This is a genomic window from Segatella copri (assembly GCF_009494835.1).
Taxonomy (GTDB): domain Bacteria; phylum Bacteroidota; class Bacteroidia; order Bacteroidales; family Bacteroidaceae; genus Prevotella; species Prevotella copri_F.
In genome coordinates this window covers 40,412-52,332 of the sequence record NZ_VZBE01000052.1, presented here as the reverse complement: position 1 = coordinate 52,332, position 11,921 = coordinate 40,412, and the positions used below count along the sequence as shown (strand labels likewise).

Genomic DNA, 11,921 nt, shown 5'->3' with positions numbered 1-11,921 from the left:
ATTTGCCGAACGTTCACAAAGACTGTCCGTCGTTTGATGTCAAGCGATGGCTGAAACTGGTAGATTTCCACATCTAGCCGAATTTCGGAAAGGAGTTCATCATATTTATTTTTTAAGTTGATTCAAGCCCGACAGGAAGCAGCAACGCTCTCCTATCGGGCTTTAATTATTGTGTAAAGAAGAGAAATTCAAAAAAAATATGGAAAAGGATTTCATCATATTTATTTTTTAAAGTTGATTCAAGTTTCGCAAGTTCAGAAGTTAAATGAGTTAAAGAATTATAAACATTTATTCATATCAGCCGACATCGGATTTTATTCACTAACTTTGCATCAGATATATACATTAGAATTCTTTACAAACAATAAAATGGAGAATAAAATAACGAAAATGGAGCGGGGAATGCAGCGACGCACCGAACTGCTCCTGGGAAAGGATAATCTTGAGAAAATTCAGAAGGCAAGAGTGCTCATCTTCGGTATCGGAGGAGTAGGATCATGGTGCGCAGAAGGACTCCTGAGAAGCGGCGTGAGAAACATCACTATCGTAGACAGCGACAGGGTATGCGTAACCAACTGCAACCGCCAGCTGATGGCTACAAGCCGAACCTTAGGCGAAGTGAAGGTAGAGGCGCTGCGCAACCGACTGCTCGAAATCAACCCCGATGCCAACATCACAGCCTATCAGAAAATATATCAGGCAGAAACTGCCGATGAATTCCACATGGAGCAATACGACTTCATCATCGATGCCATCGACTCGCTCAAGGATAAGGCTGACCTCATTCTGCGTGCCACTGCCCTGCCTAAGGAAATCACCTTTATATCTTCTATGGGAGCTGCCCTGCGCACCGACCCATTCATGGTAAGAAAATCTGAATTCTGGAAGGTGGATGGAGACCCGCTGGCAAGAGCACTGCGAAAGAAATTCAAGAAGAACAAAACCTTCCCACGACGAAAATTCCAGTGCGTATACAGTGAAGAAAAACCGATGCAGAACCAGGGGGTAAACAAAGCCTGCGGCACGGGCGGATGCCTATGCCCGAAAGCCAAACTCATTAGCGGAGAGAGGGGTACCGATACTGCCGTATATGATGCTCCGGGCGACCAGCAACTGGTAGAACACGAATGGTGCTCTACTAAGGCACAGATCAATGGTTCGCTCTGCCACATCACCGCAACCTTCGGAATGGCTATCGCAGGAATGGTCATCAACCACATCATTGAATAACTGTTTTTCTTTACAACAGTCACTTGAAAAGGAACTTACAAAACATACGCAAAAGGCGAGGCGCTTTCACAAGCTCCCCGCCTTTATTAATTATTCAAGTTTCACAAGGTTCAGAAGTTTCTCGGGAGTAGTCTTATCGGCATTCGCCTCTATTCGGCTCTTCATATCTTCAAAAGAATAAAGGTTAAATCCGATAAATCTTGTTAAACAAATTCTATCTTACCTCTTATGTTTATACCTTTGCACGCAAATTTATAATCACAAAGGACATTTTCGTGTCCCAAAAAGGATAATATTTAATTTAAATAAGAGAAGAAAAATGAAAGAAAAAGCAGAAAGTTCAGTAGCCTGCAATCATCACAAAGTAGGCTTCCTGGGATTGCTCGTTACATTAGGCATTGTATTCGGAGACATCGGAACATCACCTCTCTATGTGATGAAGGCTATCCTGCATACAGGCGAAAGCATCAGCGAGAGCACCATCCTGGGCGCACTGTCATGCATCATCTGGACACTCACCCTCCAGACCACCATCAAATATGTATGCGTGGCGCTGCGTGCCGACAACAATGGCGAGGGAGGCATCCTCGCCCTCTATGCCTTGCTGCGCCGACTCAAGTACAAGTGGATTTACCTACTGGCCATCATTGGCGCAAGCACCCTGCTGGCAGACGGAATCATCACCCCTGCCATCACCGTGACCACAGCCATCGAAGGACTCGAAAGCATCAGTCCCAACCTGCCAGTTATCCCCATCACCCTTGCCATCATTACCATTATCTTCTTCGTGCAGCGGTTTGGCACAGAGAGTATTGGCAAATCGTTTGGCGTATTTATGCTGCTATGGTTCCTGCTGCTGGGCGTGGTGGGAGCTTTCAGCATCACGTCTTACCCATTGATACTGAAGGCTTTCAACCCCTATTATGCAGCCATGCTGCTGGCAAAATCGCCTGAATGGTTTCTGATTCTGGGTGCCGTATTTCTCTGTACTACCGGTGCAGAGGCTCTCTATTCCGACCTGGGACATTGCGGCAGAAAGAACATCGCCATCAGCTGGGGCTTCGTAAAGACCATGCTCATTCTCAACTATCTGGGACAGGGAGCATGGGTGCTGAATCATGCAGATACGGCACTGGCAGCGAATCCGTTCTTTGCCATCATGCCGCAGAGCATGCTGTTCTTCGCCATCATCATGGCCACGGGTGCAGCAATCGTTGCGAGCCAGGCACTCATCAGCGGAACCTTCTCCATATTGAGCGAAGCCATGAACCTGCACTTCTGGCCGCGCATGCGAATCAAGCATCCTACCCATGTTAAGGGGCAGCTCTATATCCCGATGATCAACCTCGCCATGTACATCGGCGTGGTTCTCATCATCCTGCTCTTCCGCGACTCCTCGCACATGGAGGCAGCCTACGGACTCGCCATCACCATCACCATGCTGATGACTACCCTGCTGCTCGGTTTCTACCTGCACAGCAAGGGAGTGGCACGGATTTTCACGATGCTGTTTATGGGCGCATACTGCATCATCGAAGCCATCTTCCTGACTGCCAATCTGTCAAAGTTTCTTGCAGGTGGATGGTGTACGATGCTCATTGGAGGAATCCTGTTCCTGATGATGTACGTGTGGGTGAAAGCCATGAAGATACGCCGCCATTATATCAGCACCAAACCGCTGGATGATTATTATCAGATTATCTCCGACATCAAGGCCGACGAGAGCATCCCTAAGTACGCTTCCAACCTGGTTTATGTGAACCACGCCGACAAGGAAGGTGCCGTAGATGACAAGTTGCTCTACTCCATCATCAACAAGCAGCCGAAACGTGCTGACCATTACTGGCTTATCAACATGGAGTTTGTTGACACTCCTGACACGCTGGAGTACAACTGCGAGACCCTGATTCCCGACACCCTCTACAGCGTAACCATGCACATTGGTTTCCGCATAGAGCCTAGGGTGAGTCTCTATCTGCGACAAGTAGTGGAAGATCTGGTAGCAGACGGAAAGGTAGATTTGCAAAGCACCTATCCTTCGCTGCGCAAATACGGAATTCCGGGCGATTTCCGATTCATCATCATTCACCGCGTATATTACCCGGAGAGTTCAGATAATCGCCAACAGAACCTGCTGATGAGTATCTACGCTCTTATCAGCAAGATAGGTATTGACGAGCCTAAGGCATTGGGCCTCGACACTTCCATGGTAGTGGTAGAAAGAGTGCCGCTCATCATCAACCATCCGGTCATTAAGGACAAGGTCATTAAGGTCATTAAGGATTCTGAAACATCACAAAGCAGACAATAAACAAAAAGGCGAGGCGCTTTCTCAAGCTCCCCGCCTTTAACCTATTAGCTAGAAGATTTTAGCTAACAACTAACACAAAACCTTATAACTGTTTTTCAAATCTTAATCGTTATTTGAACCTATGAACGAACATTTTTTTTAATTAGAGGATAGTCTTAACAGCCTCCAGCATGCCCTTCTCCTGAATAAGGTCAAGATCCTTCTTAACCAACTCGGTAAGACCAGGAACTGTCTTGTTCAAATCCTCGTGCCAGATATAGTCGAAGCCCAATACGCCCTCAGCTACCTTCTGGGTATCGCCGGTAGCCCAAAGCTCGGTGAGCTTGTCCATAATCTTCTGGTCATCGTTTGGCTGGATAGGAGCACCATCCTCGCGAACACCACCCTTATAGTAAGTGATGATAGCAGCGAGACCGAATACCAAACCCTGTGGCAACTCGCCCTTACGCTCAAGATAAATCTTGACACCAGGCAGGTCGCGAGTTTCAAACTTAGGGAATGAGTTGAGCATGATGCTGGTTACCTGATGATCTACGAATGGATTCTCGAAACGCTCCAATACGTCAGAAGCAAACTTCTGCAACTCATCCATTGGGAGGTTCAGCGTCTGCATCAACTCCTCAAACTGTACCTTGTGGATGTACTTGCCCAATACCGGGTGCTCGCAGGCATCGCGAACAATGTTTACACCGCTGAGGTATGTAACAGGGCTCAATACGGTGTGAGGACCATTCAGCAGGGTAACCTTACGCTCGTGGTATGGCTTCTCATTATCCGTGATAAGCACGTGGAGACCTGCCTTATGAGCTGGGAACTCCTCCTGCATCTGCTCTACTGTCATATTTTCTGCCTTCTCGATAACCCAGAGGTGGAAGCTTTCTGCCTTAACTACGAGGTTGTCCTTGTAGCAAATCTTCTGCTGAATCTCCTTGATGGTATCGCGTGGGAAACCAGGAACGATGCGGTCTACCAATGTAGCGCAAACGTAGCAGTGGTTTGTGAACCACTCCTTGAAGCCCTCGTAATCAGCACCCATATCGCCCTTCCAGAGCTCGATATACTGATAGATACACTCCTTGAGGTGGTGACCGTTCAGGAAGATCAGCTCACATGGCATCAGGATCATACCCTTGGTTGGGTCGCCCTCGAAGAACTTGTAGCGGTGGAACAAGAGCTGAACCAACTTGCCTGGATAAGAAGCTGCAGGAGCATCTGTAAACTTGCAAGAGTCATCGAATGCGATACCAGCCTCTGTAGTGTTAGAGATGATGAAACGCATCTCTGGCTGCTCAGCCAAAGCCATGAAAGCCTGGTTCTGAGAATATGGATTCAGTGCACGGCTGATAACGTCGATACGCTCCAATGTGTTGATAGCCTGGCCGTTCTCCTTACCCTGAAGGTTTACGTGATAGAGGCAGTCCTGACCGTTCAGCCAGTCAACCATACCACCAGCCAATGGCTGAACTACAACGACAGAACCGTTGAAGTCGGTCTTCTTGTTCATATTCCATACAATCCAATCTACGAATGCACGGAGGAAGTTACCTTCACCAAACTGAATGATTTTCTCTGGAGCGACGCTCTTAGGAGCAGTGCGCTTGTTTAATGCTTTTAGCTCTTTCATGATTTGTTTATTTTGTCTTTATTATTTTTACTTTCCGTTTTAAATTCCAATCTATTCATCAGATTGTTTTTTTCTGAGTGCAAAGGTAGTAAATATTTCGTTTGATTGTTCCAAAAACAGCGAAAAACTTCACGCAAACCTTTACGCTCCACTCCGGTTCTATACCTTATTATATATAGAACTGCGCAGGCACAAAATAAAGAAGTAGGGATTTTCCCCCACCCCTTTAGGGGAAATCCCGACCGTGGAAGCAAAAAACATCGTATCTTTGCACCAGAAAAAAGAAACATGAAGTATAACAATTTAAAGATATACGATTATGAAACGAATGATAATAGCTCTGGTAGCCATGTTCATGATGACATTCACTACCGCTTCAGCAATGAGTTATGAGCAGGCAAGACAGCAGGCTCTCTTCCTGACAGACAAGATGGCTTACGAGCTCAATCTTACGGAAGACCAGTATGAGGCAGCTTACGAGGTGAACCTCGACTACCTGATGAGTGTAGATACATACGATGACCTGTATGGTGCTTACTGGCGCCAGCGCAATATGGATTTGAGCTATATCCTGCTCGACTGGCAGTATAGAACATATCTCAATGCCACCTATTTCTACCGTCCGCTCTACTGGAATGCGGGCTACTGGCACTTCGGCATCTACGCCCGCTATCCGCGCCGCGACTATTTCTACTTCGGTCGCCCTCACTTCTACGTATCTTACCGTGGAGGTCATAGCTGGCGAGTAAACGGAAACAGAAGCTGGTATCACGGAAGAAGATTTGGCGGCCCTCACCCAGGTGGATATCCTAGAGTAGGTATGAGAGACGGATTCAACCGTGGTGATTACGGCAGAGGAAGATCTTTCGGGAATCTGAACCGCGAGAACAGACCTCAGATGAACCCAAACCGTGGTTTCGGTAATGCAAGCCGCCCTAACAACAACGTTGGCTTCGGAAACAGCAGCCGACCACAAAACGGAGGATTCGGAAATAACAACGGAGGCTTCGGCAACAGCAGCAACCGGGGTTTCGGCAATAGCAACAGTCGCCCTAACCGCGGGTTCGGCAGCAGCAACAGCAGCACCAGCAACAACCGTGGTTTCGGAAACAACAGCCGTGGTTTCGGAAACAGCAGCCGTGGTTTCGGAAACAGCAGCTTCGGAAGCGGAAGAAGTAATATCTTCGGGGGCAACCGCAGCAGCATGAGCCGTTCATTCAGCAGCGGGTCTGGCAACCGTGGCGGCGGATTCACCCCTCGCTCTTCTACACCAAGCAAGAACAATGGCGGTGGAAGCTTCGGACACAGAAGATAAGAAAAGAGAAAGAGTTAAAATTTCAAGTTTATAAAGACAGAGAGTTAAGAAAAATCAAGACCTCAAGTAAGAGAGAAAGAAAAATCAAGTACAAAAAATGGGAATTTGCATCGGTTCATACCATTCGCAAATTCCCATTATTATTTTATCAACTTTTCAGTAAAAGTTTTACTCCAATCCGAAGAGCGATTTCAAACCGCCATCTACGCCCGAGAATCCCATGAAGGCGAGGCTGAGGAGCGCTGCAGTTACCATGACGATAGCTACGCCCTGCATGCCCTTAGGAATACGGACCAAAGCCTGCTGCTCACGAATGCCGGCAAAGACAATGAGAGCCAGGGCAAAGCCGAGAGCTGTAGAGAAGGCGTAAACCACGCTCTCAAGCAGATTGTAATCCTTCTGGATAACCAGGATGGCTACACCCAGCACGGCACAGTTGGTAGTAATCAGAGGCAGGAAGATACCGAGTGCCTGATATAGTGCAGGAGAAACCTTCTTCAGGATAATCTCTACCATCTGAACCAAGGCTGCAATCACGAGGATGAACGCCAGGGTCTGGAGATATTGCAATCCGAACGGATCGAGTACATACTTCTGAACACACCAGGTAATGATGGTTGCCAGGGTCAAGACAAAAGCGATGGCACCACCCATACCGATGGCTGTATCAACTTTCTTCGATACGCCCAGGAATGGACAGATACCGAGAAACTGCGACAAGACGATGTTGTTGACGAATATCGCAGAGATAAATATCAATAAATATTCCATAATTTCTATTTTATTTCATTGATTTGAAGCGATGCCTACGCTTACTTCTTTACCTTATTAAATATAGCAATGATGTAACCCAAGGTGAGGAAAGCTCCAGGAGGCAGGATGAACATCAGAATGTTGGTAGTCTCCGGCAACAGAGTGATACCGAATACACTACCAGCACCGAGAATCTCGCGAGCACTACCCAGGATGGTCAAACCGAGGGTGAAACCCAAACCGCAACCAATGCCATCGAAGAGGCTGGCAATAGGCGAATTCTTGGCAGCAAAGCTCTCTGCTCTACCCAGGATGATACAGTTTACTACAATCAGCGGAATATAAATACCCAGCGCCTGATTGATGCTGTCGGGAGCATAAGCGCTCATCAACATCTGAAGGATGGTTACGAAGGCTGCAATCACTACGATGAAAACAGGGATGCGAACCATATCCGGGGTAATCTTCTTGATACAGGAAATAACAAAGTTGGTACAGATCAGCACCGCCATGGTAGCCAATCCCATAGAGAGACCGTTGATGGCGCTGGTTGTTGTAGCCAAAGTAGGACACATACCGAGAAGCAACACGAAGGTTGGATTCTCCTTGATGAGTCCGTTCATCAAAATCTTAACATTACTCATATCGGTTTATCCTTTCTTTTCGTTATGTTCAACTTTAGATGCACCACTCTCTGCATCTGCTTTCTGAGATGCACCACTCTCTGCATCTGCTTTTTGAGATGCACCACTCTCGCCGTCAACATCCTTCTTGGCATAAACGGCATAAGCCTGGTTGATAGCCTTGAGGAAGGCGCGGCTGGTAATGGTAGAAGCGGTGATGGCATCTACGGCATTGCCACTCTTATCGTCCTTAGATACGTGGAGGTCGCCATCCTTTGGAGTCTTACCGATGATGCTACCCTTTCCGTCCTTCTGGAACCAGGTAGCAGCCTTGGCGCCCAGACCCGGAGTCTCTGAAGCCTGAAGCACGGTATAACCCATAATCTTGCCCTCAGTATCGAAACCTACGAGCACCTTCAGATCGCCACCGAAACCACCGGTAGTACTCTCTACGGCAGCACCCAGCTGCTTGCCGCTCTTGTCTGAGCACTTGTGGATGGTGAAAGAGAATTCCTTACCGCCAAACTCCTGCTTCACCTCTTCAGGCTCAGCTACCTGGAGTTCTTCTGTACCCATCACACTCTTTATACCGGTAGCCAGACTCTGTGCAGCCTTCCCGGCGATAGGACCAGATGTAAGATGATTGATATATGCAAGCACGGCACCTACGATGAGCGCTACGCCCACCAGCACAAGCACCATGTTCTTTAATGATGATTCTAATTTCTGCATGTCTCTGTCCTCCTTATTTCTTAACAGGCTTCTCACCGAAGCGCTTTGGTTTAACGTATGTGTTAATAAGAGGTGTGAACGCATTCATGATAAGAATGGCGAACGACATACCTTCTGGATAGCTACCCCAGTTACGGATGATGACGGTCAGCAGACCGATGCATACACCGTAGATAAGCATGCCCTTGTGGGTCATCGGAGAGGTTACATAATCAGTAGCCATGAAGATGGCACCGAGCATCAGACCACCGCTAAAGATGACAGCCAGAGGATTGGCATAAACAGGATTAGCCAAATGCATCAAACCGCTGAAAACGAATACGGTAGCGATGATGCTGACTGGAATATGCCAGGTAATGACCTTCTTCCAGAGCATGTAAGCCAAACCGAGCAAGAGGGCGAATGCACAAACCTCACCGGTAGTACCGGCACCGAAGGTATCGCCAGTGGCACCGAAGAGCAGGCTCATCGCATCAGGCAACTGGTTGAGAACAGAAGCATCACCCGTCTTGATGGCTGTCTTCATGATAGCCAGCGGAGTAGCACCGGTTGTTGCATCTGTATAGCTGAGCATCTGTCCGGCTATAGGCCATGAAGTCATCTGGGCAGGGAAGCTGACGAGCAGGAAGCAACGGCCTACCAAAGCGGGATTGAAAGGATTGTTACCCAAACCGCCGAAGCTCATCTTACCTACACCGATGGCGAACAGGGCACCGATGATGATGATCCAGAGAGGAAGGTTACTAGGCAAGTTCATGCCGAGCAAGAGACCGGTGATGATGGCAGAACCATCGAGCAAGCTGGTCTCCTCCTTCAGGAGATATTTTGTAATTGCCCACTCAAAGAAGACGCAGGCTGCCACAGAGGTAAGCAGTACGACTGCTGAACCCAAGCCGAAGAAATAGAAAGATGCGAGGATGGCAGGCACTAGAGCGATAATCACTCCGTACATGTTCTTCTCTACGCTCTCATTTCCATGAGCGTGTGGCGATAATGAAACGATTAATTTTCCCATTTTATCTTTTAAATTCTTTCTTAAATGAAATTCATTCTTGACGTGAAAGCTTACTTCTTGGCATTGCGAGCTCTGATGATGCCCATTACTGCTGCCTTACCGTTGATGATATTATCGAGGATAGGACGATGTGAAGGACAGGTGAACTGGCATGAACCGCAGGCAATGCAGGATGTTACCTCCTCTGCCTCCAGACGCTCATAATCCTTCACTACGCTCAAGGTAGCGAGCAAGTATGGCTCCAGGCCCATTGGGCAGGCATCCACACACTTGGCACAGCGGATACATGGCTGAGCCTTCTTGCGATGAGCATCAGCATCGGTCAATACGGTGATGGAGTTGGTACCCTTGGTTACCGGTACATCGAGGCTGATTACAGCCTTACCCATCATCGGACCACCAGCCAGCACCTTGTTGTCGCCCTCAGGCAAACCTCCACAATTCTCAATCATCTGAGAGAATGGAGTACCCATACGTACGAGGAAGTTGCCTGGATTCTTCACCTGCTTACCGGTTACGGTAGTATAGCGCTCGAAGAGAGGTTTATTCTTCATAACTGCCTGATAAACAGCGAAGGCAGTACCTACATTCTGAACAATTGCTCCAACGTTGACAGGGATAGCTGGAGGAGCAGGAACCTGGCGGCGGATAACCGCATCAACCAACTGTTTTTCACCACCCTGAGGATACTTCTTGGCAAGAGGCACAATCTCGATACGAGAATCATTGGCTGTCTTCTCCTCGAAGAGTTTGATAGCAGCAGGTTTGTTATCCTCGATACCGATGTAGCCCTTCTCTACCTTGGCAGCCTTCATCAGGAGGTTCAAGCCAACGAGAATCTCATCAGCATGCTCCATCATCAGACGATAATCGGCTGTGATATAAGGCTCGCACTCTACACCATTGATAATCACGCACTCTGCCTTGGCTCCAGGAGGAGGACAAAGTTTGATGAAAGTTGGGAAACCTGCACCACCCATACCAGTGACACCTGCTACCTTGATGCGATTTACGATTTCCTCTGGAGTAAGCTCAGTATGAGCCTCGAGCGTTTCAAGCTTCTCAGAGCGGTCGATGCTCTCCTCCCACTCATCGCCTTCTACATTAATAATGATGCAAGGCTTGCGATAACCGGTAGCATCAATAGATGTATCTACCTTGAACACAGTTCCTGATACGGAACTGTAAATAGGAGCACTCACAAAGCCACCAGCCTCAGCAATGAGTGTACCCACCTTCACCTTGTCGCCCTTGGCAACCACAGGCTTGGCAGGAGCACCGATGTGCTGACCAAGTGGGAAAATCGCCTGCTTAGGGAGAGGAGCTACCTGAGTAGCCATCTCGGCAGTAATCTTATTCTCTTCTGGGTGAACTCCACCAATTCTAAAAGTTCTCAAATTCATGATTATTCCTCCTTTTTCTTAACTGGGAAATTTACTTTTACTAGAGCACCTGTTGGGCATTCGTCAACACACTTGGTACACATGCGGCACTTATTGAAGTCAACATAAGCCACATTGTTCTCAATGGTGATAGCATCAAACTTACAGACTTTCTGACACTTACCGCATCCGATGCAAGCAACACTACAAGCCTTCTTGGCAACAGCGCCCTTGTCGTGGTTTACGCACTGAACGTAAACTCTACGGCCCTTAGGACCCTTCTTGCGGAGCTCGATGATATGACGTGGACAAGCGTTGGCGCAAGCACCACAACCCGTACACTTCTCTTCATCAACCTCAGGAATGCCAGTTTCAGGATTGATAGAGATTGCGCCAAACTGGCAGGCAGCCACGCAATCGCCACAACCCAGACAGCCGAATCCGCAACCTGTTTCGCCAGCGCCACATGAATTCATAGCTGCACAAGTGTGCAAACCATCATACTCGGCAATGCGAGGACGATTCTCGCAAGTACCATTACAACGAACCACAGCCACCTTTGGCTCGGTATTGGCTACTGCCATACCTAAAAGGTCGGCTACCTTGCCCATCACGTCAGCACCACCTACCGGACACATCAGTCCATCGATAGAACCGGCATCAGCACCCTTCACCAGAGCTGCAGCCATACCGGAACATCCGGCAAAACCGCAACCTCCACAGTTGGCACCTGGCAAAATCTCTCCTACCTGGCCCAAGCGAGGGTCTTCTTCGACGGCAAACTTCTTAGATACTCCGAAGAGAACCAGCGCTGCAATCAGCGCGATTGCTCCGAGAACCAAGACAGCAATCAAAATAAAATTCATAATTTTTTGTGTTTTGTTTTGTTATTTTTTCTTTGTTTTAAAATAAAGGCTCATCGCAGAAACCACAGGA

Annotated in this window: 10 protein-coding genes; 3 read left to right on the top strand and 7 right to left on the bottom strand. The window is 47.9% G+C overall.

Annotation, left to right across the window (positions count from 1 at the left end; genetic code table 11):
- The first annotated feature begins 369 nt into the window (after window positions 1-369).
- A complete protein-coding gene (locus tag F7D47_RS07325; protein ID WP_153084856.1) occupies window positions 370-1,230 on the top strand; it encodes a tRNA threonylcarbamoyladenosine dehydratase in 861 nt (286 codons plus the stop codon).
- Window positions 1,231-1,549: 319 nt separating this feature from the next.
- Complete coding sequence (locus tag F7D47_RS07320) at window positions 1,550-3,541, top strand: KUP/HAK/KT family potassium transporter (RefSeq protein ID WP_153084855.1); 1,992 nt, start codon at window positions 1,550-1,552, stop codon at window positions 3,539-3,541.
- Between the two features lie 142 nt (window positions 3,542-3,683).
- Here the strand turns inward: F7D47_RS07320 and F7D47_RS07315 are convergent, their stop codons facing one another.
- Window positions 3,684-5,165: a tagaturonate reductase gene (locus tag F7D47_RS07315; RefSeq protein WP_022121862.1), complete on the bottom strand. Its 1,482-nt coding sequence runs from the start codon at window positions 5,163-5,165 to the stop codon at window positions 3,684-3,686.
- Between the two features lie 319 nt (window positions 5,166-5,484).
- On the opposite strand from F7D47_RS07315, the gene F7D47_RS07310 reads away from it, so the two are divergent.
- Window positions 5,485-6,480, top strand: coding sequence for a hypothetical protein (locus F7D47_RS07310; RefSeq protein WP_153084854.1), 996 nt, complete (start codon window positions 5,485-5,487; stop codon window positions 6,478-6,480).
- 168 nt (window positions 6,481-6,648) lie between these two features.
- On the opposite strand, the gene rsxA is transcribed toward F7D47_RS07310, so the two are convergent.
- The 6 genes from rsxA to F7D47_RS07280 are packed head-to-tail and all read right to left on the bottom strand — an operon-like array spanning window position 6,649 to window position 11,851.
- Window positions 6,649-7,251, bottom strand: coding sequence for an electron transport complex subunit RsxA (gene rsxA / locus F7D47_RS07305; RefSeq protein WP_006848658.1), 603 nt, complete (start codon window positions 7,249-7,251; stop codon window positions 6,649-6,651).
- 41 nt (window positions 7,252-7,292) lie between these two features.
- Window positions 7,293-7,877: an electron transport complex subunit RsxE gene (gene rsxE, locus F7D47_RS07300; RefSeq protein WP_022121864.1), complete on the bottom strand. Its 585-nt coding sequence runs from the start codon at window positions 7,875-7,877 to the stop codon at window positions 7,293-7,295.
- A 6-nt stretch (window positions 7,878-7,883) separates the two neighbouring features.
- The gene (locus F7D47_RS07295; protein ID WP_153084853.1) at window positions 7,884-8,588 is read right to left on the bottom strand and encodes an RnfABCDGE type electron transport complex subunit G; all 705 of its coding nucleotides are present in this window, start codon (window positions 8,586-8,588) and stop codon (window positions 7,884-7,886) included.
- 13 nt (window positions 8,589-8,601) lie between these two features.
- Window positions 8,602-9,603 (bottom strand): RnfABCDGE type electron transport complex subunit D, encoded by a 1,002-nt coding sequence (locus F7D47_RS07290; protein ID WP_153084852.1) that lies wholly within the window; start codon window positions 9,601-9,603, stop codon window positions 8,602-8,604.
- Window positions 9,604-9,653: 50 nt separating this feature from the next.
- Window positions 9,654-11,006 carry an electron transport complex subunit RsxC gene (gene rsxC, locus F7D47_RS07285; protein WP_153084851.1) on the bottom strand — a complete coding sequence of 451 codons (1,353 nt, stop codon included), beginning with the start codon at window positions 11,004-11,006 and terminating at the stop codon, window positions 9,654-9,656.
- 2 nt (window positions 11,007-11,008) lie between these two features.
- Window positions 11,009-11,851 carry a Fe-S cluster domain-containing protein gene (locus tag F7D47_RS07280; protein WP_117692396.1) on the bottom strand — a complete coding sequence of 281 codons (843 nt, stop codon included), beginning with the start codon at window positions 11,849-11,851 and terminating at the stop codon, window positions 11,009-11,011.
- Window positions 11,852-11,921: the final 70 nt, after the last annotated feature.

Coding starts and splice junctions, on each gene's coding strand:
- F7D47_RS07325 (WP_153084856.1), top strand. CDS start 370: ATGGAGAATAAAATAACGAAAATGGAGCGGGGAATGCAGCGACGCACC.
- F7D47_RS07320 (WP_153084855.1), top strand. CDS start 1,550: ATGAAAGAAAAAGCAGAAAGTTCAGTAGCCTGCAATCATCACAAAGTA.
- F7D47_RS07315 (WP_022121862.1), bottom strand. CDS start 5,165: ATGAAAGAGCTAAAAGCATTAAACAAGCGCACTGCTCCTAAGAGCGTC.
- F7D47_RS07310 (WP_153084854.1), top strand. CDS start 5,485: ATGAAACGAATGATAATAGCTCTGGTAGCCATGTTCATGATGACATTC.
- rsxA (WP_006848658.1), bottom strand. CDS start 7,251: ATGGAATATTTATTGATATTTATCTCTGCGATATTCGTCAACAACATC.
- rsxE (WP_022121864.1), bottom strand. CDS start 7,877: ATGAGTAATGTTAAGATTTTGATGAACGGACTCATCAAGGAGAATCCA.
- F7D47_RS07295 (WP_153084853.1), bottom strand. CDS start 8,588: ATGCAGAAATTAGAATCATCATTAAAGAACATGGTGCTTGTGCTGGTG.
- F7D47_RS07290 (WP_153084852.1), bottom strand. CDS start 9,603: ATGGGAAAATTAATCGTTTCATTATCGCCACACGCTCATGGAAATGAG.
- rsxC (WP_153084851.1), bottom strand. CDS start 11,006: ATGAATTTGAGAACTTTTAGAATTGGTGGAGTTCACCCAGAAGAGAAT.
- F7D47_RS07280 (WP_117692396.1), bottom strand. CDS start 11,851: ATGAATTTTATTTTGATTGCTGTCTTGGTTCTCGGAGCAATCGCGCTG.